Here is a 22,548-nt window from a genome sequence, read left to right as displayed (position 1 = left end):
ATCTGCCCGGCCTCCCTGGCCGGGTTCCGATGCAAGGAGTTTCGAATGCCTGTCATCACCGTGATCGTCAACGGCACCTCCAGGGACGTGGAGGCCTGGGACCCGGACATGCCATTGCTCTATGCCCTGCGCAACGACCTGGCCCTCCATGCGACCAAGTTCGGCTGCGGCCTCGGGCAATGCGGCGCCTGTACCGTGCTGCTCGACGACGCACCGGTGCGTTCGTGCACCGTGCGGGTCGGTGATGCGGCGGGGCGGCGCATCATCACCGCCGAGGGGCTCGGCTCGCCCGACAAGCCGCATGCGGTGCAGGCGGCCTTCATTGCCGAGCAGGCCGCGCAATGCGGCTACTGCACCAACGGCATGGTCATGAGCACGGTGGCGCTCCTGAAGCGCGTGCCGCGGCCGACGCGCGAAGAGGCGCAGCAGGCGCTGGCCGGCAACTTGTGCCGATGTGGATCCCACGACCGGGTGCTGCGCGCCGTCGAGCGCGCTGCCGGCACCGCGAGGGCCTGACGTCATGACCACGATGCACATCGACGAGCCCCGTACCGGCACGCTGACGCGGCGCGCCATGCTTCAGGCCGGGGCGCTGGTCGTGGGTTTGGGTCTGGCGCCGGCCACCTCCGCGTTGGCGCAAACCGCCGCCGCCGGGCAGCGGACGCTGTCGCTCGACCAGGTCGATGCCTTCCTCGCCGTGCGCGCCGACGGCACGGTGGTCATCTATTCAGGCAAGGTCGATCTGGGCACCGGTCACCGCATCGCTATGCGGCAGATGGTGGGCGAGGAACTCGGCGCACCGGTCGAACACATCGAATTGATCGAAGGCGACACCGCGCTGACACCCAACCAAGGCCCCACCGCCGGCAGCAGCGGCATCATGCGCGGCGGCGTGGAACTCCGGCAGGCGGCGGCGACGGCGCGCGAAGCGCTGGTTGCCATGGCGTCGCAGAAGCTTCAGGTGCCGGCCGATCAGCTCCGGCTGGTCGACGGCGCGGTGCGTACCCCCGACGGCCGAGGCGTGGAAGTCGCGGCGCTGGTCGGCGGCCGCACCTTCGACGTCAAGATGAATCCCAAGGCGCCGCTCAAGCGACCGGCCGATTACGTGCTGGTCGGCAAGCCGCTCCCGCGCCCTGACGTGCCCACGAAGGTGACCGGGCGCCATGTCTACGTCCATGACCTGGTCATGCCCGGCATGCTGCACGGGCGCGTTGTGCGGCCGCCCTCGGTGGGTGCGCGGGTGCTGGCGGTCGACGAGGCGTCGGTGTCGCGTCTGCCGGGCGTGCGCGTCGTGCGCATCGCCGATTTCGTTGGTGTCGTCAGTCCCGACGAATGGGCGGCCGTGCGCGCCGCGCGCGAACTCAAGGTGGAATGGAGCGATAGCGCGCCGCTCATCGGCCATGAAGCACTCGTCGAATGGGCTCGGAGCGGCCCCTTCGTCGCCGACGAGGTGATCAGTTCCAAGGGCGATGCACAGCGCATCGCCGATCTGCGCAATGCGACGGACATCGCCAAGGCGACCTACGCGTGGCCCATTCAGTCGCACGGCTCCATCGGCCCGTCCTGCGCGGTGGCGGACGTCAAGCACGACGGCGGCACGGTCTGGACGGCATCGCAAGCCAGCCATCGTTTCCTGAGCGTCTTCGCGGGGCTCGTCGATCTGCCGCGCGACAAGTTGCGCGTCATCTACCTCGACGGCGCCGGCTGCTACGGCATGAACGGGCACGACGATGCGGCCGCGGATGCGGTGCTGCTGTCCAAGGCGGTCGAAAAGCCCGTGCGCGTGCAGTGGAGCCGGCAGGACGAACTCGGCTGGGATCCCAAGGGCCCGCCCCAGTTGCTCGAACTCAAGGCCACGCAGATGCCCGACGGTCGCATCGATGCCTGGGAGACCGAGATGTGGGTGCCGCGCGCCACGGCCAACCTGGAATGGATTCCGCTGCTGTCTCCGCTGGCCGCGGGTATCCGGCAGCCGGTGGGTCAGTCCGTGGGTCTCGTGTCGCAGAACGGCGATCCGCCTTACGCCGCGAATGCGGTGAAGGTCTCCGCGCACTGGTTGGGGCCGGCGCCATTGCGGCCCTCGAACATCCGCGCGCCGGGCAAGGTGGCGAACTGTTTCGCCGTGGAAAGCTTCGTCGACGAACTCGCGGCCAAGGCGCGCGTGGATCCGTTGGCCTATCGGCTTCGGGATGTGTCGAACCCGCGTGGTGCGGAGGTGATCCGGCGCGTCGGGCAGATGATCGGCTGGAAGCCCAGGCCGTCGCCGGCCTCATCTTCGGCGCAGGGCAATGTGGCCGTGGGACGCGGCATGGCGTACGTCCACTACAAGAACAACGAGACTTTCGTCGCCATGGCGATGGAGGTGGAGGTCGATCGCTCGACGGGCAACATCTCGGTGCGCCGCGTGTGCTGCGCGCACGATTGCGGCCTGATGATCAACCCCGATACGGTGCGTGCGCAGGTCGAGGGAAACATCCTGCAGACGCTGTCGCGCACCTTGTATGAGGAGACCACCTTCGACCGCTCGCGCGTCACGAGCGTCGACTGGGCCAGCTATCCGCTGTTGCGCTTCACAGCGGTGCCCCGCCTGGAGATTGCCCTGATCGACCGCCGTGACGATCCGCCGCTCGGCGCGGGCGAAGCCGCTTCCAGCCCGGTGCCGGCCGCGCTGGCGAACGCGGTGTTCGATGCCACCGGCGTGCGCCTGCGCAGCGTGCCCTTCACGAGCGGCAAGGTGAAAGCCCTGATGGCGTGAGCGACGGCGCTTCCGCCCTCAGGTCAGAAGTCGTTGCTATGCAGGCAGATGGCGACGGTCGGATTTTCCCGGTAGCGCGCCGTGGCCAGCGCGTCGATCGAATCGGCGTTGCGGGCGTAGGCCTCCACCAGTTCCGAATCCTCGCCTTCCGGTGCGTGGAAGCGGGTGTGGAGCGCTTCCTCGTCAATCCGGGCAATGATCCGTGCGCCGTCGTATCCGTCCGGGTAAATGGCGAACTGGACTGTGCCAGCTGCGGGGATGAAGATCGCTTCGGAGGCCATGGTGATCTCGAATGTCAGAATTCGTTTCAATCAGTATCCGGTGTTAACAGTGCTCGGAATATAGGTCCGAAGTTCTATGTCCCCGAGCAAATTGCGGACCATTTCACGGCTGTCGTCACAAATCGATGCCAATCGGCGCGGCGGGCCGACCCAAGTTCGCTTGTCGGGTTGGTCACAATTCGCCTTTGCCTCGCGCTCGCCATCCGACCCATGAAACCAATCCGCACGCTGCTCGCCTCGACCCTTCTCCTTGCGGTCACCGCGCTGCACGCCCAAGCGCTGCCGGCCGGCGTGCGGTTCGGGATGTCGGCCGAAGAACTCCATGCGGCGCTGCCGGATCTGGAACGCGTGCAGCGGCCCCAGCGTCTGGCGGGCGGACTCGCCGGCACTTGGCATGCGACGCCGACAAAATTTGCGGGCGTCGTCTTCGAGCCTGTCTTTTTCTTCGCCGGCGGCGAGTTGCGGCGGGTCGAATGGGTGGCGGCGGCGGACGCATTGCCCGACCTGGGTGCAGCCGCCTTCGCCGAAATCGTCGCGTGGGGCCGCGGCAGCTATGGCCCCGAACTGAGCTCGAACGATCCCGGCAGTGCCTACGCGGCTTGGGTGAGCGGCGATATGGACGTCTATGCCCAGCGCACCAGCGATCCGCGGCACGCCAGCGTCCGCCTGGTCTACAAGGCCAGACAACTCAAGGACGCCAGCGAGCTTTGACTCGCCCCCAGGTTGGCTCACTTCGTGTAGCCGCCCACCCCCTGCCGGGGGCAACACCAGCGGCCCGGCCAAGCCGGTTCTGCGGTGTTTCGCGAATGGGCTTGGTATCGCTCAGGTGTGAGTGAGCATGCCGCGCTCTTCGATGAACGACACCACTTCGGCCAAGCCGGCATGCGTTTTCAGATTTGTCATCACGAAGGGGCGCTGCTTGCGCATGCGCTTCGTGTCGGCTTCCATCACGCCGAGATCCGCACCGACATAGGGCGCCAGATCGGTCTTGTTGATCACGAAGAGGTCGCTCTTGGTGATGCCGGGACCGCCCTTGCGAGGGATCTTCTCGCCCGCCGCCACGTCGATCACGTAGATCGTGAGATCGGACAGTTCGGGGCTGAAGGTCGCTGCGAGGTTGTCGCCGCCTGATTCGACGAACACCACGTCGGCATCCGGAAACTGGTCGAGCATCCGGTCGATCGCCTCGAGATTGATCGATGCATCCTCGCGAATGGCGGTGTGCGGGCAGCCGCCTGTTTCCACACCCATGATGCGTTCGGCCGGCAGCGCGCCGGCGACCGTCAGCAGGCGCTGGTCTTCCTTCGTGTAGATGTCGTTGGTGATGGCAATGAGGTCGTACTTGTCGCGCATCGCCTTGCAGAGCATCTCGAGCAGCGTGGTCTTGCCGGAGCCGACCGGGCCGCCGATGCCCACGCGAAGCGGCGGCAGTCTCTTGGTGCGGTGGGCGATGTGGTGGAGGGCGGAGGACATGGTGCTTGAACAGGCTTAGCTTCTGAAAAGACGCGAGTACTGGGTTTCGTGGCGGGCCGACAGCACGGCAAGCATGGGGGAAAAGGCTTGGCGGTCATCATCCTCCAGCGCGCTCGCATGCGCGACCGCCGTGGGGATTTCGGCGGCCAGCCGGGCGAGCATGCGCTGCCCCGCGCTCTGGCCGAGCGGCACGGCCTTGACCGCGGCAGCGACCATGTTCTCGGCCCAGCCGAAGGCGAAGGCCAGGCAGGCGTCGCGCGCGGCCGCGTCGGTGCGACTCGCCGCGAAGGCGAAGGCGATCGGGTAGCTGGCCGGCAAGGTGTCGAAGACGTCGGCGGCATCGGCGTGGTGCAGCTTCAGCCACTCGACGAAGGAACGGCCCATCTGCTCGGTCTGCAGCAGGAATTCCGCGGACTCGCGCGTATGGAAGACCCAGTCGTTGAGCGAATGGATGCGCGGCAAGTCGCCGCATCGCCATGCCCCGATCGCCTCGGCCACGACAGCGAGATCGGCGCGCGCCAAGCTCAGGTGCAACTGGTCGACCAGCCAGTCGGCGGCGGCCTGCTCGGTGCCGATGCCGGCCCATTCGATGGCCGCTTCCAACCCTTCGGAGTAGGAGAAGCCGCCGACAGGGAGCGCGGGCGATGCCAGCCAGATCAGCTGAAGCAGGCTCGAAGCGGGGAGGGCGGCTGGCGCGTCATCCATCAGTGAGAGTGGCCGTGGGAATGGTCGTGGTCATGATCGTGCGCATGATCGTGATCGTGCGAACCCGCGTACGCATCCGGATGCAGCACCGGCCCAACGGGGCCGGCACCGTGCGAATGGCCCTGCGATCCATACGCGCCGCCCTCGGGCTCGAAGGCTTCCGCGGCTTCGCGCACGATCAAGTGCATCGATCGCAGCATGCCGGCCAGCACATGGTCGGGCTCGATCTTCAGGTGGTCGGGCTTGAGTTCGATCGGCACATGCCGGTTGCCGAGGTGGTAGGCGGCCCGCAGCAAGTCGAAAGGCGTGCCGTGCTCGCTGCAATGCGTGATGACCAGCACGGGCTGCGGCGCCGCGATCACCTTGATGAGCGAGCCGTCTTCCGCGACCAGCACGTCGCCGCCGCGCACTGCGGTGCCGCGCGGCAGGAAGACGCCGATCTGGCGACCCTGCGAATCGGTGGTGTCGAAACGGCTTTTCTGGCGGACGTCCCAGTCGAGTTCGACGGTGGCGGCGCGCTTCAGCAGGACGGGCGCGAGGCCGCCGCCCTGGGGCATGAGTTTGTTGGCGGTGAGCATCGTTGCTTGCGGCTTGGATAGGTCGGGCGATAATATAACGCTTGTTATAACTTTGAAGCCCCGGAGTATTCGATGTCCGCCCTCAAACTGACCCAGATCGGCAATTCCGTCGGAGTGATCCTCCCGAAGGACGTCCTGGCAAAGATGAATTTGGGCAAGGGCGACACGATCTACCTCACCCAGGCCACCAATGGCGGGGTGAATCTTTCGCCGTATGACGACGAGTTCGAGCGGCAGATGGAAGCTGCCCGGCGAATCATGAAGAAGCGACGCAACGTGCTGCGTGAGTTGGCCAAGTGACGGCAGCCAATGAGCAATGGGTCTGGCTGAGCATGCGCATGATCCATGCAGCGCACGACGAGCAGTTGGTCGAACACGGAGGGCCCGGTGGACTGCGCGATGAAGGCCTCCTGGCGTCTGCCTTGGCGCGTCCTCAGCACCGGGCCCTGTATGAATCGCCCGATGCGGCGACGCTCGCGGCAAGCTACGCCTTCGCGATCGCTCGCAATCATCCGTTCGTCGATGGCAACAAGCGAACGGCTTTCATTGCGATGGAACTCTTTCTCGACCTCAACGGGTTCGAACTCAATGCGACCGACGAAGAGTGTGTTCTCGTGATGCTGGGCCTTGCTGCTGGCCAGTTGGATGAGGACGTCCTTGCGAAATGGATTCGCGACCGCCTTGCTACGTCCAACGGCTGACATTCAGAACAGGAAATACCGCTGCGTCATCGGCAACGAAACCGCCGGATCGCAGGTCAGCAACTGCCCGTCGGCGCGCACAGCGTAGGTCTGGGCATCGATCTCCATCGCAGGGGTATAGGCGTTGTGCACCATGTGCTGCTTGCGCACGCCGCGGATGTTCTTCACCGCGCTCAGGTTCTTCGCGAGACCGTAGCGGCGTCCGATGTCCGCTGCGAGTCCTGCCTGCGAAACGAAGGTCAGCGAGCTTTTCGCGAGCGATCCGCCGAAGGCGCCGAACATCGGGCGGTAGTGCACGGGCTGCGGCGTCGGGATCGATGCGTTCGGGTCGCCCATCGCGGCCATGGCGATGGTGCCGCCCTTCAGGATCGCGAAGGGCTTGACGCCGAAGAAGGCCGGCTTCCACACGACCAGGTCGGCCCATTTGCCGACTTCGATGCTGCCCACCTCGTGCGCGATGCCGTGTGCAATGGCGGGGTTGATCGTGTACTTGGCCACGTAGCGCTTGGCGCGGAAATTGTCGCTGCGCGCCGGGTCTTCCGGCAGCTTGCCGCGCTGCGCTTTCATCTTGTGGGCGGTCTGCCAGCAGCGGATGACGACCTCGCCGACCCGGCCCATCGCCTGGCTGTCGGAGCTGAACATGCTGATGGCGCCCATGTCGTGCAGGATGTCCTCCGCCGCGATGGTTTCCTTGCGGATGCGGCTTTCGGCAAAGGCAAGGTCCTCGGCGATGCCGGCATCGAGGTGATGGCAGACCATGAGCATGTCGACGTGCTCGTCGAGCGTGTTCACGGTGTAGGGCATCGTCGGGTTGGTCGACGAAGGCAGGAAGTTCGCCTCGCCCACCACGCGCAGGATGTCGGGCGCATGGCCGCCGCCGGCGCCTTCGGTGTGGAAGGCGCAGATCGCGCGGCCCTTCACGGCCGCGATGGTGTTCTCGACGAAGCCCGATTCGTTGAGTGTGTCGCTGTGGATCGCCACCTGCGTGTCGGTGGCGTCGGCCACGTCGAGGCAGTTGCTGATCGCGGCCGGGGTGGTGCCCCAGTCCTCGTGCAGCTTGAGGCCGATGACGCCCGCGTCGATCTGCTCGTGCAGCGCCGCCGGCAGGCTCGCGTTGCCCTTGCCGAGGAAGCCGAGGTTCATCGGGAATGCGTCTGCAGCCTGGAGCATGCGCTCGATGTGCCAAGGCCCCGGCGTCGCGGTCGTCGCGAAGGTGCCGGTGGCGGGCCCCGTGCCGCCGCCGAGCATGGTGGTCACGCCCGAGGCCAGCGCTTCCTCGATTTGCTGCGGGCAGATGAAATGGATGTGACTGTCGATGCCGCCGGCGGTGACGATGTTGCCTTCGCAGCTGATCACCTCGGTGCCCGCGCCGATGACGATATCCACGCCCGGCTGCACGTCGGGATTGCCCGCCTTGCCGATGGCGACGATGCGGCCGTCCTTCAGGCCGATGTCCGCCTTCACGATGCCCCAGTGATCGAGGATGAGCGCATTGGTCATCACCGTGTCGACCGTGCCTTCGGCGCGGGTGCGCTGGCCTTGCGCCATGCCGTCGCGGATGGTCTTGCCGCCGCCGAACTTGACCTCCTCGCCGTAGCCGCCGGCATGCAGCGTGTAGTCCTCCTCGACTTCGATCACGAGATCGGTGTCGGCGAGTCGGATGCGGTCGCCCACCGTGGGGCCGAAGATTTCTGCGTAGGCGCGGCGCCCGATGGTTGCCATGTTCAGAGCTTTCCTTGCACGAGGCCGCGAAAGCCGTAGATCACGCGGTCACCCGAGAAATCCACCAGTTCGACGGTGCGTTGCTGTCCGGGCTCGAAACGCACGGCCGTGCCCGACGCGATGTTCAATCGCATGCCGCGCGCGGCTTCGCGGTCGAAGCCCAACGCGCCGTTGGTCTCAGCGAAGTGGTAGTGCGAGCCGACCTGGATCGGCCGATCCGCGGTGTTCTTGACGACCAGCGTCAGCGTGCGGCGTCCGGGGTTGAGGACGTGGTCGCCGTCGTCGGTGATGAGTTCGCCAGGAATCATCGAAATGCCTCAGGCAAGCCCGCCGAGCAGCGCGACGCCGAATGCCGCCACGGCGGCGCCCGCAAGACGAGGCAGCCAGCGGTGACCGTTGCGCAGCGACCAGCCGATGGCGATACCGGCGATGTGCAACAGCACGGTCGCGGCGAGCATGCCAGCCAGCGTCAGCGCGGCACCGGATTCGCCCGCCAGTTCCTGCCCGTGTGCCACGCCGTGGAAGACGGCGAACACCCCGACGAGCATCGCAGCAGTCAACCCGGGAAGGCGCCGTTGCGTGACGACCAGCAGACCGATCACCAGCAGCGACGCGGCAATCATCGGCTCGACGGCCGGAAGTTGCAGACCGCCGAGACCCGCCACCGCGCCGACCAGCAGCATCGCGGCGAAACCCAAGGGTGCCCACAGCAGATCAGGCCACGCACGACGCGCGGTGAGCGCGCTCCAGAGCCCCACCGCCACCATCGCGGCCAGATGGTCCGCACCGGTCAGCGGATGAAGAAAGCCGGTGAAGAGTCCGTGATGAAGCCCACCATCGACCCCGGTGTGGGCGCTGGCGGCCAAGGGCAATGCTGCGAGCAAAGCAAGTGCAGGTGCAAATCGAGAAAGACGCATGGACAAGTCCTTGGTTTGTTATTCAGTCCCGGAAACACCGCGGAACCGGCTCTGCCGGGCCGCCGGTGTTGCCCCTGGTAGGGGGTGGGCGGCTACACGAAGTGAGCCAACCTGGGGGCGAGTCATAGTATGGGTTGGTGCACCGTGACGAGTTTGGTGCCGTCGGGGAAGGTGGCCTCCACCTGGATGTCCGGGATCATTTCCGGAACCCCTTCCATCACATCGGCGCGGGTCAGCACCGTGCGCCCCTCGCTCATGAGCGATGCAACGCTCTTGCCGTCGCGTGCACCTTCCATCACCGCCGCCGAGATCAGCGCGACAGCCTCGGGGTAATTGAGCTTCAGCCCGCGGGCGCGGCGACGTTCGGCCAGCAGGGCCGCCGTGAAGATCAGCAGCTTGTCTTTTTCGCGCGGTGTCAGTTCCATGGGTGCGAGGGTTGGCGTCTAGGGGCGAGTCATTATGGGCAAGCAATGTGCGTTGCAACAGTCGTGCCTCCCGGTGTGCGCGGCCACGTGCGGGCATGAAAGGTGCACCGTTGACGCGTGGACTCCACCGCCGTTCCCCCCGCCCCGAGCGACGAAGCACCGCAGCGCATCGTCAAGGTCCGGCGCGACTACAACAGCTGGGTCGCCAGCGAAACCCTCGAAGACTACGCACTGCGCTTCACGCCGCAGCGCTTTCGCCGCATGGCGGAATGGCGCGTGGCGAGCACGGCTTTCGGCGGCGCGGCCTCGTTCCTGATCCTGGAGGCGGTCGGCGCCACGCTGCTGGTGCAGTACGGATTCGTCAATGCCTTCTGGGCCATCCTGGGCACGGGGCTCATCATCTTCCTTGCGGGTCTGCCGATCAGCGTCTATGCGGCGCGCTACGGCGTTGACATGGATCTGCTCACGCGCGGTGCCGGCTTCGGCTACATCGGCTCGACGCTGACGTCGCTGATCTACGCGTCGTTCACCTTCATCTTCTTCGCGCTTGAAGCCGCAGTCATGGCCTATGCGCTGGAGCTTGCGCTGGGCGTGCCACCGGTCTGGGGCTACCTGGTCTGTGCGCTGGTGGTGATCCCGCTTGTGACGCACGGCATCTCCGCGATCAGTCGGTTGCAGGTGTGGACGCAGCCGATCTGGCTGCTGATGCTGGTCGTGCCATTCGTCTATGTGCTGGCGCGCGATCCTGGTGCGTTTTCGGGCATTGCGCACTATGTCGGTGTCAGGTCGACGTCGAGCGGATTCGATCTGCACCTGTTCGGTGCCGCGCTGACCGTGGGAATCGCACTGATCACGCAGATGGGCGAACAGGCCGACTACCTGCGATTCATGCCGGCGCGCTCGGCAGCCAATCGCCGGCGCTGGTGGGCCGGCGTGCTGGTCGGTGGGCCGGGCTGGGTCGTGCTCGGAGTGCTCAAGATGCTCGGCGGCGCGCTGCTCGCCTACCTCGCGATCAGCCACATGGTGCCGCCCGAGCGCGCGATCGACCCGAACCAGATGTACCTCGCCGCGTACGAATACGTGTTCCCGAACTACGGCTGGGCAGTGCTGGCGACGGCCATCTTCGTCGTGATCTCGCAGCTCAAGATCAACGTCACCAACGCCTACGCGGGCTCGCTGGCGTGGAGCAACTTCTTCTCCCGCGTCACGCACAGCCATCCGGGCCGCGTCGTGTGGGTGGTGTTCAACGCGCTCATCGCTTTCATGCTGATGGAGATGAACGTGTTCGAGGCCCTGGGCGACGTGCTCGGTCTCTACGCCAACATTGCCATCGCCTGGATGATGGCGGTGGTGGCCGACCTGGTCATCAACAAGCCGCTGGGGCTCTCGCCGCCGGGCATCGAGTTCAAGCGCGCGCACCTGTGGGACATCAATCCGGTCGGCGTCGGCGCGATGGCGCTGGCTTCGGCGGTGTCGATCACGGCGCATCTGGGCGTGTTCGGGCCGCTGGCGCAGGCTTTCTCGGCATTGATCGCGCTGGGCACGGCCTTTGTCGCGTCGCCGGTCATTGCCTGGGCGACACGCGGCAAGTACTACATCGCGCGAATCTCCGACGAAGGCGGCGCCGCGCCGTTCGTGCCGTCCGCGCGTCGCTCGGCAGTGCGCTGGGCGCGCGTCGAGTCCGATGCCGGCAGTTATCGGCGCCTTGCCGTGCAACGCTGCGCCATCTGCGAGCGCGAATACGAGGGGCCGGACATGGCGCACTGCCCGGCCTACCAAGGTCCGATCTGCTCGCTGTGCTGCACGCTCGATGCGCGCTGCGGCGACTTGTGCAAGCCGCAGGCGAGCCTGTCGGCCCAATGGTCCGGCGCGTTGCGCTGGCTGTTGCCGCGCCGGGTGTGGCCCTATCTCGACACCGGACTCGGCCATTTCCTGCTGCTGATGCTGATCGTCGTGCCGCTGCTCGCGGCGGTCTTCGGCGTGCTCTATCAGCAGGAACTGCGCGCGCTCGGCGAGGGTGCGCTGAACGGCCCCATGCTCGATATGGAGCTTGCATCGCTGCGTTCCGGTTTTCTCAAGGCCTACATGGCACTCATGCTGATCTCCGGCATCGTGGCCTGGTGGCTCGTGCTCGCGCAGCAGAGCCGCAAGGTCGCGCAGGAAGAATCGAACCGCCAGACGCACCTGCTGGTGCGCGAGATCGAGCTTCACCGCGAAACCGACCGCGCGCTGCAGGCCGCCAAACAGACGGCCGACCAGGCCAACCAGGCCAAGAGCCGTTACATCAGCGCCATCAGCCACGAGCTGCGTACGCCGCTCAACAGCATCCTGGGCTATGCGCAGCTGATGGGCGAGGACGCCGCCGTGCCGCCGCATCGCCGGCAGGCCGTCGCGGTGATCAAGCGCGGCGGCGAGCATCTGTTGTCGCTGATCGAAGGAACGCTCGACATCGCGCACATCGAGGCCGGCAAGCTCACGCTGCACGCGAAGCCGATGCAGTTTGCCCAAGTGATGAGCGAACTGGCCGACATGTTCGAGTTGCAGGCGGTCGAAAAAGGCCTGGCGTTTCGCTTCGAGACCACGGGCGCGTTGCCGGAACTGGTGCGCGCCGATGAAAAGCGCGTGCGGCAAATCCTCATCAACCTGCTGGGCAATGCCATCAAGTTCACGACGACGGGACAGGTCACGCTGCGCCTTCGGTACGCACGCGAATTCGCCGCGATCGAGATCGAGGATACGGGGCCGGGCATGTCGGCCGAAGAGCTGGGCCGCATCTTCGAGCCCTTCGCGCGTGGCAGCACCGCCGGATCGGCAGCGCCCGGCGCGGGGCTCGGACTCACGATCGCGAAGATGCTGATCGACCTGATGGGCGGCGAGATGACGGTGCAGAGCACCCCCGGCGCGGGTTCGGTGTTCCGGTTGCGCCTCTTCCTGCCGCACGTGCACGCGTTACCGCCCGGGCAGCACCTGCGCCGCGTGCCGGCGCCGCGCGCTCGGCGTGGCTACGAAGGCCGACGCCGGCGCTTGATGGTCGTCGACAACGAGGAAGCCGACCGCGAGCTGCTCGCGCAGGTGCTTGCGCCGCTCGGCTTCGAATTGCGCACCGCGGCGAGCGGCCACGATGCGCTCGACCTGATCGCGGCGGGCTGGCGGCCCGACGCGATGTTCATCGACCTTGCCATGCCCGGTATCGACGGCTGGGAGACCATCCGCCGTTCGCATGCGCTGGGGCTGGCGCACGCGGCTGTCGCCATCGTGTCGGCCAACGCCTTCGACAAGCGGTTGGACAACGACGTCGGCATCACGCCCGAGGACTTCTTCGTCAAGCCGGTTCGGCACAGTGAGTTGCTCGACTGGCTGGAGCGGCGGCTCGAACTTCGGTGGACAGACAGCGCCGTGGCCGCGGAGCCGCCTTCACAACCCGCGGCCGCGGCCACGATGCCTTCGCCCGACAGGCTGCGCGCACTCGAGGAAGCGGTGAGCCTGGGCTACTTTCGCGGAATCATGAATCAGCTCGACGACATCGATGCGGCCCATCCCGAATGCGTGGCCTGGACCGCCGCCCAACGCGCCCTGGCGCGGCAATTCCAGTTCGACAAGATGTGTTCTCTCCCCGTGGGGAGCAGTTCATGAGCACGTCCGCACGCGATTTCGCGGGCAACAGCGATCTCGTTCTCATCGTCGACGACGTGCCGGACAACCTCGCCGTGCTGCACGATGCGCTCGATGAATCGGGCTACACCGTGCTCGTCGCGACCAACGGGGAGCAGGCGCTGCAGCGTGCCGCTCAGGCGCGACCCGACATCGTGCTGCTCGACGCGATGATGCCGGGCATCGACGGCTTCGAGGTCGCGCGCAGGCTCAAGGCCGATGCCGCGACCGCGCACATTCCGATCGTCTTCATGACCGGGCTGACCGAGACCGAGCATCTCGTTGCTGCCCTGGAAGCCGGTGGCGTGGACTACGTGACCAAGCCCATCAAGCCCAAGGAAGTGCTGGCGCGGATGAACGTGCATCTGCAGGGCGCCCGCCGCGCGCGGCAGGAAGCGCAGCAGGCAGGGCAGGCGCGCAATGCGCTCGATGCTTTCGGCTACGCGAGCATCACCGTGCGCATGCCTGACGGCAAGCTGATCTGGCAGACCGTGCTGGCGCGCGACCTGCTGCTGCGCTATTGCGGCACCAGCGCGCCGATGACGCCGCCCGTGGTGCTCGAATGGCTGCAACGGCATCTGCCCGACGCGTCGCAGCGGCAGATCGAGCCGCCTGTGCTGTCGATCGAACAAGGCCCTACCCGCCTCGAGCTGCGCCTGCATCAGCAGACTGGCCACGACGACGACGGCGACGACTGGCTGATCATCATGCGCGAGGTGTCCGACACCTCGGTGATCGAGGCCATGAGCTTGAGCCTGAAACTCACCACGCGCGAGGCCGAGGTGCTCTATTGGGTGGTCAAGGGCAAGACCAACAAGGACATCGGTGAGATTTTGGGCAGCAGCCCGGCGACCGCCAAGAAGCACCTGGAACGCGTGTATGTCAAGCTGGGCGTCGAGACACGGACCGCGGCGGCGGGCGTTGCGATGAAGCGCATCCGCGAATTGCAGCCGCAGTTCGAACTCTGAAGCGGGCGTCCCGGCGCCCCCGGCGTGGAGGCGCGGCGGGGCTGCCATGAGCTGCCATGGGGCTTGCATCTGCGGCTCCTAGAATCCGCCGCCATGGTCCGGCGTGTTCTCTTCCTGGTTTTATGGTGGTCGGCCGCGGCAGTGCACGCCGGCGGTCATTTCGACGTCGACGACGCCGGGACGCTGGATCCTGGCCAATGCCAGTACGAGGTCTGGGCGGGGCGATTCGGCGTGGACCGGATCACGGACTACCACCTCGGGCCGGCCTGCCGCGTCGGACCCGTCGAACTGGGCCTGAACATTGATCGCTATTCGGCGGAGGACGCGCATGGATATGTCGTGGGCCCGCAGGTCAAGTGGACCTACCTGGGTCAGGCGCCCGATGCGCGACTCGCCGCGGCGATATCGGCCGGCCTGAGCTACGACGTGACGCACGGCGGGCACACCGGTGGGCAACTGGTGTTTCCCGTGAGTTGGCGAGCGCTCGACAGCCTGTGGATCCACGCGAACCTCGGGGCCGACTGGGACACGGTGAACGGCGAACGCAGCGGCCGCGGCGGGCTCCAGGCCGAATGGGCGCTGAACGACCGGGTTTCCCTGATGTTCGAGCGCTTCCGCGCGTTCGGTATCTGGACTTCGAGGGGTGGATTGCGATACACGGTCAGGCCTCTGCTCAGCATCGACCTGACCGGCTCGCGCAGCGGAACGGATGGGGTCTGGGGCTACGTGATCGGGGTCAATCAGGAGTTTCGGGGCTTTTGACAGGCGGCTTCTCTCAGGGGAGGACACCCGTCAGCGCCTGGTCGGCCGTGTGCTTCTGCTCGGGCGTCAGCCCTGCATACAGCTTGGCGAGCGCATCGGCAAGTTCCTGCAGGCGCGCGGCGCGGTCCTTCGCGTCGGCCGCCCGCCGCTGAAACAACTCGACGGCCGTGACGTCCTCGGACGTCGCCGGCCGGCTCATGGTGCCCCTCGCCGCGATATCCCACATCTTGCTGTAGAAGGCGTCCCACAGAGCAGTCTGTTCCGGCGTGATCATCAGGCGCAATCGCAGGTCGTAGAGCTTGTCCCTGAGCGCGTTCGCCTGTGCCTGCGGGTTGGTCGGCTGTTCGTTGGCGCGCGATGCGGGTGGCGTGTCGGCGCTGCGCCCGCGCCTGCCACCACCCATGCCCCCGCCCATGCCACCACCGCCGCCGAACTGGGCAAAGCTGTGGCAGCTGACGACCGCCAGCAAGACGACCCACGCGAGTTTCTGCCTGATTCCTGCCATTCGAGTTCCTTGCATGCCGATGCCTTGCGCGGCCGCCGACGCATTAGAGGCGGCACGCCTCAAAGGCGCGTTGAGCACGGGTAAAGCCCGCGTAAAGAGGCAGAGAGCCACCCCCTATGCCGATGGGCATCCTCCGTAAGGCGGATGCGCAAGGCGCGCAGGCCATGCAGACTCGCGCCGCATGTCATCCATGCTTCACGCGACCGTGATGTAGTTCACGTTTCGGACGAGTGAGGCCCCACTAGCCCATGCCACGAAACGACGCATCCCTGCACACTGATTCGCAGTCGAACGCCCCCCGCGAAAGGCTCGCCATGCGAATCGTGCGGACCCCTTCGAACAAGGTCGAAGGACCGATCTCGGACTACCACGTACTCACCTACGCCGACTCCGGTTACGGGCCCTTGCCCCACTACACGAAGCGGCGCGTGCCGCGTGAACAGGTGGAGGAACTCGTCACCCGGATCAACGAGCGTGGCGAGGCGGCAAGCTTCTTTCCCCTCGCGCTGAGCGCCGTGCCCAGGGCGGTGATCTGGGACAAGCTCCATTGGCCGGAGCTTCGGGCACACCTTGCGGATTTCCTTCGGGCCAACGCGCGCGGCTTCGGCGCCCGCCGCATCCTCATCGACCTTCAGTCGCCGCACGGCACGGCGCACGTGATGGAGGCGGTGCGCGGCGCGGTGGAAGACGCGCCACCCATCTGCGTGGACGAGATCGTCGTCGTCGCACCGGCAGAGGCGGATGAAGAGGACGCGCTGCCCAAGCGCCAACGCTCGGATGCTCCAGAAGTTGTTGCGAAAGAAGACGTCGTGAGCGCCACCCCGAAAGGCCGGACGGAGCGCATTCGTCCCCCCGCTTCCTGAGCGCGCGCCCGGCGCCTCAGATCTCGGCGCCTTCCACCAGGAACCTGACCCGGCGCACGCCCTGCCATTCGTCGGCGTCGAGCCGGTAGGCAATGACCACGCGAGGCGGAAGCGGCTCGGTATGACCGAACCAGATGCCGTCCACCGGCTTGCCCCGGTGCTTGAGCTTGAGCGCCAGGTGCTTTTCGCCCACGAGCCGCTGCGAAATCACTTCCACCTCTTCGCTGAAGGTCGGCGGCGCGAAGCCCTGGCCCCACACTTCGCGGTGCAGGGTGTCGACGAGATCCACACGGAGGTATTCCGGCGCGAGCGGCCCGTCGGTGTCCAGCCTGCGCGTCAGGGTGGCTGCATCGAGCCATTCCTGCGCGACTTCGGCCAGTGCCTGCTCGAAAGCCGGGAACTGCTCACGCGCGACGGTGCATCCCGCCGCCATCGCGTGGCCGCCAAACCGCAGCAGCACACCGGGATGGCGCTTGGCGACGAGATCGAGCGCATCGCGCAGATGAAACCCGGGTATGGATCGCCCGGATCCCTTGAGTTCGTGCGACTTGCCGTCGGCGCCGCTCGCCGCGAAGACGAAGGTCGGCCGATGGAAACGCTCCTTGATGCGCGACGCGACGATGCCGACCACGCCCTCGTGGAAGTCTGCTCCGAACACGCTGATGGCCGCCGGCGGCGCCTGCACATCGTCGAACAGCGATTCCGCCAGCAACAGCGCCTTGTCGCGCATGCCGCCTTCGATGTCGCGCCGCTCGCGGTTGATGCCGTCGAGCATGCGCGCGAGTTCTTCGGCGCGCCCGGCGTCGTCGGTCAGCAGGCATTCGATGCCGAGCGTCATGTCGGCGAGCCGGCCGGCTGCGTTGATGCGCGGGCCGAGCGCGAAGCCGAAGTCGAATGTCGTCGCTGCTGCGGCGTTGCGGCCTGCGGCCTTGAAGAGTGCCGCAATCCCGGCGGGCATCGCGCCGGCGCGGATGCGCCGCAGGCCTTGCGCCACCAGCCGCCGGTTGTTCGCATCGAGCCGGACCACGTCCGCCACCGTGCCCAGCGCGACCAAGGGCAGCAAGGCATCGAGCTTGGGCTGGTTCCTGACGTCGAACACGCCCCGCGTGCGCAACTCCGACCGCAGTGCGAGCAGCACGTAGAACATCACGCCGACGCCGGCGATGCTCTTGCTTTCGAATGTGCAACTCGGCTGGTTGGGATTCACGAGCACATCGGCCTCCGGCAGCGCGGGGCCCGGCAGGTGGTGATCGGTCACGAGCACGGCCAGTCCGCGCGCCTTGGCGGCAGCCACGCCTTCGACACTCGCGATGCCGTTGTCCACCGTGATCAGCACGTCGGCGCCGCTGTCGGCCACGCGCTCGGCAATGGGCGGCGTGAGGCCGTAGCCGTCGGTCACGCGGTCGGGCACGAGGTAACTCGCGTGCTTCGCGCCCAGCAGCCGCAAGCCGCGCACGGCGACGGCGCAGGCGGTCGCGCCATCGCAGTCGTAGTCGGCCACGACGCAGAGTCGCTTGTCGTCGCGGATGGCGTCCGCCAGCAGCACTGCTGCCTCGCGCGCGCCGCGCAGCGTGTCCGGCGCGAGCAGGAGCGCGAGGCCGTCATCGAGTTCGTCCTTGCCCAGCACGCCGCGCGCCGCATAGAGCCGCGCCAGCAGCGGATGCACGCCGGCTTGTTCGAGCACCCAGGCGCTGCGCGGAGGAATGTCCCTGGCGATGATCTTCATGATCACAGCGCCCCGAGCACAGTCGCTGCGCCCTGCCGGTTGAAGAGGCTGCGGGCCCAGCCGACGAGGCCGCGTGGCTGCACGCCGTAGCTGCAGGCTCCACGGTCGCCGCACAGCGTGAGCGTGACGTCGGCGCCACCCGCGGCATCGGCCAGCAGCGCGGCCACCGGGCCGGCGTCGAGCGCCTGCCAGGCCGATGCCCAGGCGGCACCGTCGTCGCGCAGGGCTGGGGGGCGCAGTGCGTCGGCGACCGTTGGCGTGGTGCCATTCGGGCTCGCCGCGGCCGGCAGGCTGCCGGTGCCGCTGAGCCAGAATGAATTGATCGGCGGAACGCCGCGCGCGGTGCGCTCGTCGTTCACACGCTCGGTATAGAGCAGCATCTGCATCTCGTTCTGGAGCTTGCGCATGGGGCGTGCCGCGTCGGTCAGCGGCGACCACTCGGAGATCGGATAGCCGACAGCGCGATCGATCGATGCCGTGGCGAGTCCGTCGAAGACCTTGCCGCGGGCGAGCCAGCGGCCGGGCGTCGCCGATGCATGCAGTGCGATGCCGTCCTCCGCGAAGAAGGGCTGCGCCGCTGCCAGCAACGCGGCCGACTCCGACGCATCGATCTCGATGGCGGCCGGATCGCCCAGAACCACGTCGTCGATGCCGACCTGCCAATGGCACAACGTCGCCAGACCCCAGCTTTCGCCGCCGTCGGTGGGCCCCAGGCCGGATTGCTTCGCTTCGAGCGCCGCCCAGGGAATGCAGCCATCGGGCGCCGGGATGCCCAGCGCAGCCGCCAATGCGCGTTCGTGCGGTGGAGAGAGGGTGCTTTCGTCCTGCACGTCTTCGTGGATGAGCGAGAGCCGGCCAAGAAGGGCTTCGAGCTTCGGCAGGCGAAGACCCGCCAATGCTTCGCGGCAGGCGGGCGAGCCGCGGCCGGCGAAAGGAATCAGCAAATGGCGGGGAGTGGGAGACACAGGCATAGGCCTATTGTCCGGGATGCCACAATGGCCGCCCTATGCCTCTCCCCTACGAACTGCAACTCGGCTGGCGTTACACACGCGCAGGCCGGGCGACGCGGCGCAACGGCTTCATTTCCTTCATCTCCGGCGTCTCCATGTTCGGCATTGCGCTCGGCGTGGCCGCGCTGATCATCGTGCTTAGCGTGATGAACGGCTTCCAGAAGGAAGTGACCGATCGAATGCTCGGCGTGATCTCCCATATCGAGATCTTCTCGCGCGACGGCCAGGCGCTCGGCGACATCGACGCGATCATGGCCGAAGCGCGCAAGAACCCGCAGGTGATCGGCGTGGCGCCGTTCATTTCGGCGCAGGCGCTGATCGCGCGCGGCGAAGACATGAAGGGCGCGCTGGTGCGCGGCATCCAGCCCGAGCTGGAAACGCAGGTGACCGATCTTTCGAGCGACATGCAGCACGGCTCGCTGTCGAAGCTGGTGCCGGGGCAGTTCGGCATCGTGCTCGGCGTCGAGCTCGCGCGCTCGCTGTATGTGCGCGAAGGGGACCAGGTCACGCTGATCGCGCCCGGAGGCCAGGTCACGCCGGCCGGCGTGGTGCCGCGGCTCAAGCAGTTCACCGTGGTCGGCACTTTCGATTCGGGCCACTACGAATACGACTCGACGCTCGCGATGATCCACGAGGAAGACGCCGCGCGCGTGTTCCGCCTCGAAGGGCCAAGCGGCGTGCGCCTCAAGCTCAAGGACCTGCACCAGGCCCGCGAGGTGGCCGACGAACTGGCTGCCACGCTGCCGGGACAGTTCCTCATCCGCGACTGGACGCGCGCGAACAGGACCTGGTTCGCCGCCGTGCAGGTCGAAAAACGCATGATGTTCATCATCCTGACGCTGATCGTCGCGGTCGCGGCCTTCAATCTCGTCTCCACGCTGGTGATGACGGTGACCGACAAGCGCGCCGACATCGCGATCCTGCGCACACTGGGTTCCAGCCCGCGAAGCATCATGGGCATCTTCGTGGTTCAGGGCGCGATGGTGGGCGTCATCGGCACGCTTGGCGGGCTGCTGCTGGGCCTGGGCATCGCCTACAACATCGACGTGATCGTCCCGGCGCTGGAGCGGTTGTTCCATGCGAGCTTCCTGCCGAAGGACATCTATCTCATCAGCCAGATGCCGAGCGACCCGCAGCGGGGCGACATCGTGCCCATCACGGTGATCTCGCTCATCCTTGCCTTCGTTGCGACCCTCTACCCGAGCTGGCGCGCGAGCCGCGTCAATCCCGCCGAGGCGCTGCGCTATGAGTAAGCCGATGAATGACGTGGTGCTGAAGGTCCGCGGACTGACCAAGCGTTTCCACGAAGGCCGGATTGATCTCACCGTGCTCCATGGCGTCGACCTCGACGTGCATGCCGGCGAGACGCTGGCGATCGTCGGCGCTTCGGGTTCGGGCAAGAGCACGTTGCTCCACCTGATGGGCGGTCTCGACGCGCCGACAGCCGGCAGCGTCGAACTGCACGGCGAAAACATCGCGCACGTCGACGCGGCCGAGCAGGGGCGCCTGCGCAATCGCCATCTGGGTTTCGTCTACCAGTTCCATCATCTGCTGCCGGAATTCAGCGCGCTCGACAACGTCGCGATGCCGCTGAAGATCCGTCGCATGCCGCCCGCCGAGGCGAACGAAGCGGCGGTGGCGATGCTCACGGCGGTGGGGCTCGGGGAGCGCGTCCAGCACCGCCCCGCCGAACTCTCGGGGGGAGAACGCCAGCGCGTCGCCATCGCGCGCGCACTGGTCACGCAACCCGATTGCGTGCTGGCCGACGAACCCACCGGCAACCTCGACCGGGCCACCGCGGACAGCGTGTTCGCACTCATGCTGCGGCTGGCGCATGAGCGAAATACGGCCTTCGTGATGGTCACGCACGATGAGAGCCTGGCCGCGCGATGCGACCGCGTGTTGCGCCTCACAGCGGGGCGGCTCGCGAACGGACCGCCGCCCGCCGCGTGAGCGCACCGCGGACCAGCCGCCCGAACAGCACCAGCGAGAGACAGGCCGCAGCCACCAGCGCCACGCCATGAAAATAGTCGAGCGCGGCCATGAAGGTCGCTTCCTGCGTGGCCTGCAGCCCAAGCTGCGCCATCGCCAGACGAGGCGCGTCGAAGGCGGCCTGTGTGCCTGAAAAATGACGCGTCATCTGTTCGAGCGCCTGCTGCACGGCGGGATTGGACGGCGACAGGCTTTCGTTCAAGCGCTCGAAGTGCACGCTGCTGCGCCACTGCATGCACAGGGTGGCGAGCGCCGTGCCAGCAGCCACGCCGAATTGGCCCAGCATGTTCTTCACCTGGTTGGCGTTCGAGAACGTCGCTTCGTCGCGCTGCAGCGTCTGGAAGGTCTGCATCGCCGTCGTCGCCAGGACGACGATCACGAAGGCGCCGTTGCACAGCAGCGCCGGCATGGCACCGAGCATCGGATGGGCCGCTTCGCTCAGGCGAGAGAGCTGCCAGCCGCACAACAGCAGTGCAGTGAAACCCGCAACGTAATAGCGCGTCGGACCTTGGCTGCGCGGCAGCAGCCGTGACAGGACGATCCAGCTCACGACGCCGGCCAGCGCTCCCATCCCCAGGTAGCGGCCGATGACTTCCAGCGGCAGGCCGAGCGCCCTTTGCAGCAGCACCGGCAGCATCATGTTGTTGGCGCCGAGCACGACGTAGCAAAGGCCGAACATCGCAAGTCCGGCGATGTAGCGCCGCTGCCCGAGCGCCCCGAATCGGATGAGCGGCTTCGCGCGCCGCATGTCCAGCCACACGAAGATCCATAGCGCCGGCAGAGCAAGCGCTGCCGCGGCGGCGACAGTGGCGGCGCCGGCGAAGAAATCGAAGCTCGAGCGCTGCAATGCATGCAGAAGCAGGAAGCTGCCGCCCATGAGCGCGAGCAGGCCGATGGGATGCGGCTGGGAGGCTGTTTCGGCGAGGTCCCGCCGATCGTCCAGGGCGCAGTGGGCCAATGTCGCCACCAAGGCTGCGGGCACGAGAAGCACAACGAATGCCGTGCGCCAGCCCTGCAGCGCGAGCGCCGTCGACGCCACCACGGGCCCAGCGACGATGCCCCACGCAAGTCCGGAAGCAAAGAACTTGATGCCGGTGAAGCGACGCGGCGAGGGCGGTATGTGGTTCACCAGCACGCGGCCGGCGGTCATGAAGGATGAGCAACCCAGCGCCATCGATGCGCGGCCCAGGCCGAACTGGACGAGGTTGCCGCTCAACGCGCAGGCCATCGCGCCCAGGGCGAACAGGGCGCTGGCAATCAGCAGCAGGCGACGCCAGCCCAGGCGCTCGATCAGCCACCGATGCATCATGATCGCGCCGATCGCGATCACGGCGTAGAGCGTGGCGACGAGGCTGTATTCCTCCGGGCTCGCCCCGATGCCGCCCATCACCGGCGCGGCGTTGAAAGCCATGATGCCGGTCTGCAGGAAGTCGCTGAAAGGCAGTGCCGCGATCAGGGCGTACAGCGGCAGTTTCTGCGACCAGGGCGGGACGGATGGCGAGGCCATGGCGTTT

Annotated in this window: 23 protein-coding genes; 11 read left to right on the top strand and 12 right to left on the bottom strand. The window is 66.9% G+C overall.

The genetic code is table 11. From position 1 onward, the window contains the following. The first annotated feature begins 45 nt into the window (after positions 1-45). Together AC1DN9_RS22850 and AC1DN9_RS22845 are read left to right on the top strand one after the other, a co-directional pair. Positions 46-516 (top strand): (2Fe-2S)-binding protein, encoded by a 471-nt coding sequence (locus tag AC1DN9_RS22850; RefSeq protein ID WP_478103915.1) that lies wholly within the window; start codon positions 46-48, stop codon positions 514-516. 4 nt (positions 517-520) lie between these two features. Further along, positions 521-2,755 (top strand): xanthine dehydrogenase family protein molybdopterin-binding subunit, encoded by a 2,235-nt coding sequence (locus AC1DN9_RS22845; RefSeq protein WP_478103914.1) that lies wholly within the window; start codon positions 521-523, stop codon positions 2,753-2,755. A 23-nt stretch (positions 2,756-2,778) separates the two neighbouring features. Here AC1DN9_RS22845 and AC1DN9_RS22840 read toward each other — a convergent pair whose 3' ends face one another. Next, entirely contained in the window at positions 2,779-3,066 is a 288-nt protein-coding gene (locus tag AC1DN9_RS22840; RefSeq protein ID WP_478103912.1) for a hypothetical protein, read from the bottom strand. Positions 3,067-3,246: 180 nt separating this feature from the next. On the opposite strand from AC1DN9_RS22840, the gene AC1DN9_RS22835 reads away from it, so the two are divergent. Continuing rightward, entirely contained in the window at positions 3,247-3,747 is a 501-nt protein-coding gene (locus AC1DN9_RS22835) for a hypothetical protein (protein ID WP_478103911.1), read from the top strand. 111 nt (positions 3,748-3,858) lie between these two features. On the opposite strand, the gene ureG is transcribed toward AC1DN9_RS22835, so the two are convergent. Genes ureG through ureE form a run of 3 tightly spaced genes read right to left on the bottom strand, consistent with a single transcriptional unit; the run spans position 3,859 to position 5,792 of the window. Continuing rightward, entirely contained in the window at positions 3,859-4,509 is a 651-nt protein-coding gene (ureG, locus tag AC1DN9_RS22830; protein ID WP_478103910.1) for an urease accessory protein UreG, read from the bottom strand. A 15-nt stretch (positions 4,510-4,524) separates the two neighbouring features. Then, positions 4,525-5,214: an urease accessory protein UreF gene (locus AC1DN9_RS22825; RefSeq protein WP_478103909.1), complete on the bottom strand. Its 690-nt coding sequence runs from the start codon at positions 5,212-5,214 to the stop codon at positions 4,525-4,527. Then, positions 5,214-5,792 carry an urease accessory protein UreE gene (gene ureE, locus AC1DN9_RS22820; RefSeq protein ID WP_478103907.1) on the bottom strand — a complete coding sequence of 193 codons (579 nt, stop codon included), beginning with the start codon at positions 5,790-5,792 and terminating at the stop codon, positions 5,214-5,216. Before ureE ends, AC1DN9_RS22825 begins: the two co-directional genes overlap by 1 nt. Before the next feature lie 72 nt (positions 5,793-5,864). Here ureE and AC1DN9_RS22815 point away from each other — a divergent pair, with 72 nt between their 5' ends. Both AC1DN9_RS22815 and AC1DN9_RS22810 read left to right on the top strand, forming a co-directional pair. Then, positions 5,865-6,092 (top strand): AbrB/MazE/SpoVT family DNA-binding domain-containing protein, encoded by a 228-nt coding sequence (locus AC1DN9_RS22815; RefSeq protein ID WP_478103906.1) that lies wholly within the window; start codon positions 5,865-5,867, stop codon positions 6,090-6,092. Beyond that, positions 6,089-6,493 carry a type II toxin-antitoxin system death-on-curing family toxin gene (locus AC1DN9_RS22810; RefSeq protein ID WP_478103905.1) on the top strand — a complete coding sequence of 135 codons (405 nt, stop codon included), beginning with the start codon at positions 6,089-6,091 and terminating at the stop codon, positions 6,491-6,493. Before AC1DN9_RS22815 ends, AC1DN9_RS22810 begins: the two co-directional genes overlap by 4 nt. A 3-nt stretch (positions 6,494-6,496) precedes the next feature. Here the strand turns inward: AC1DN9_RS22810 and ureC are convergent, their stop codons facing one another. The 4 genes from ureC to AC1DN9_RS22790 all read right to left on the bottom strand — a co-directional run bounded on the left by ureC (position 6,497) and on the right by AC1DN9_RS22790 (position 9,557). Further along, on the bottom strand, positions 6,497-8,215 hold the full coding sequence (gene ureC / locus AC1DN9_RS22805) for an urease subunit alpha (RefSeq protein WP_478103903.1): 1,719 nt from the start codon (positions 8,213-8,215) through the stop codon (positions 6,497-6,499). Between the two features lie 2 nt (positions 8,216-8,217). Continuing rightward, entirely contained in the window at positions 8,218-8,523 is a 306-nt protein-coding gene (locus tag AC1DN9_RS22800) for an urease subunit beta (protein ID WP_478103902.1), read from the bottom strand. 9 nt (positions 8,524-8,532) lie between these two features. Further along, positions 8,533-9,132 carry a HupE/UreJ family protein gene (locus tag AC1DN9_RS22795; protein ID WP_478103901.1) on the bottom strand — a complete coding sequence of 200 codons (600 nt, stop codon included), beginning with the start codon at positions 9,130-9,132 and terminating at the stop codon, positions 8,533-8,535. A 122-nt stretch (positions 9,133-9,254) separates the two neighbouring features. Beyond that, positions 9,255-9,557 (bottom strand): urease subunit gamma, encoded by a 303-nt coding sequence (locus tag AC1DN9_RS22790; protein WP_478103899.1) that lies wholly within the window; start codon positions 9,555-9,557, stop codon positions 9,255-9,257. 117 nt (positions 9,558-9,674) lie between these two features. On the opposite strand from AC1DN9_RS22790, the gene AC1DN9_RS22785 reads away from it, so the two are divergent. The 3 genes from AC1DN9_RS22785 to AC1DN9_RS22775 all read left to right on the top strand — a co-directional run bounded on the left by AC1DN9_RS22785 (position 9,675) and on the right by AC1DN9_RS22775 (position 14,938). Further along, positions 9,675-13,190, top strand: coding sequence for a hybrid sensor histidine kinase/response regulator (locus tag AC1DN9_RS22785; RefSeq protein WP_478103898.1), 3,516 nt, complete (start codon positions 9,675-9,677; stop codon positions 13,188-13,190). Further along, entirely contained in the window at positions 13,187-14,176 is a 990-nt protein-coding gene (locus tag AC1DN9_RS22780) for a response regulator (protein WP_478103897.1), read from the top strand. Before AC1DN9_RS22785 ends, AC1DN9_RS22780 begins: the two co-directional genes overlap by 4 nt. A 93-nt stretch (positions 14,177-14,269) precedes the next feature. After that, a complete protein-coding gene (locus tag AC1DN9_RS22775; protein ID WP_478103895.1) occupies positions 14,270-14,938 on the top strand; it encodes a hypothetical protein in 669 nt (222 codons plus the stop codon). Positions 14,939-14,951: 13 nt separating this feature from the next. Here AC1DN9_RS22775 and AC1DN9_RS22770 read toward each other — a convergent pair whose 3' ends face one another. Continuing rightward, positions 14,952-15,443 carry a Spy/CpxP family protein refolding chaperone gene (locus AC1DN9_RS22770; protein ID WP_478103893.1) on the bottom strand — a complete coding sequence of 164 codons (492 nt, stop codon included), beginning with the start codon at positions 15,441-15,443 and terminating at the stop codon, positions 14,952-14,954. Between the two features lie 314 nt (positions 15,444-15,757). Here AC1DN9_RS22770 and AC1DN9_RS22765 point away from each other — a divergent pair, with 314 nt between their 5' ends. Then, positions 15,758-16,306 carry a hypothetical protein gene (locus AC1DN9_RS22765; RefSeq protein ID WP_478103892.1) on the top strand — a complete coding sequence of 183 codons (549 nt, stop codon included), beginning with the start codon at positions 15,758-15,760 and terminating at the stop codon, positions 16,304-16,306. A gap of 16 nt (positions 16,307-16,322) precedes the next feature. Here the strand turns inward: AC1DN9_RS22765 and recJ are convergent, their stop codons facing one another. Next, on the bottom strand, positions 16,323-18,032 hold the full coding sequence (gene recJ, locus AC1DN9_RS22760; protein ID WP_478103891.1) for a single-stranded-DNA-specific exonuclease RecJ: 1,710 nt from the start codon (positions 18,030-18,032) through the stop codon (positions 16,323-16,325). Positions 18,033-18,034: 2 nt separating this feature from the next. Continuing rightward, positions 18,035-19,003 carry a hypothetical protein gene (locus AC1DN9_RS22755; protein WP_478103890.1) on the bottom strand — a complete coding sequence of 323 codons (969 nt, stop codon included), beginning with the start codon at positions 19,001-19,003 and terminating at the stop codon, positions 18,035-18,037. Positions 19,004-19,038: 35 nt separating this feature from the next. Between AC1DN9_RS22755 and AC1DN9_RS22750 the strand changes: the two genes are divergently transcribed. Further along, positions 19,039-20,295 carry a lipoprotein-releasing ABC transporter permease subunit gene (locus tag AC1DN9_RS22750; RefSeq protein ID WP_478103888.1) on the top strand — a complete coding sequence of 419 codons (1,257 nt, stop codon included), beginning with the start codon at positions 19,039-19,041 and terminating at the stop codon, positions 20,293-20,295. A gap of 4 nt (positions 20,296-20,299) precedes the next feature. Beyond that, a complete protein-coding gene (lolD, locus tag AC1DN9_RS22745) occupies positions 20,300-20,995 on the top strand; it encodes a lipoprotein-releasing ABC transporter ATP-binding protein LolD (RefSeq protein ID WP_478103976.1) in 696 nt (231 codons plus the stop codon). On the opposite strand, the gene AC1DN9_RS22740 is transcribed toward lolD, so the two are convergent. Further along, on the bottom strand, positions 20,952-22,541 hold the full coding sequence (locus tag AC1DN9_RS22740) for an MFS transporter (protein ID WP_478103887.1): 1,590 nt from the start codon (positions 22,539-22,541) through the stop codon (positions 20,952-20,954). The two genes, lolD and AC1DN9_RS22740, sit on opposite strands and share 44 nt — an antisense overlap. Between the last annotated feature and the right edge of the window lie 7 nt (positions 22,542-22,548).

It is taken from the genome of Variovorax sp. 05L425 (genome assembly GCF_056397705.1).
The sequence above is the reverse complement of the archived record's forward strand: the minus strand, read 5'-3'. Positions and strand labels throughout refer to the sequence as shown.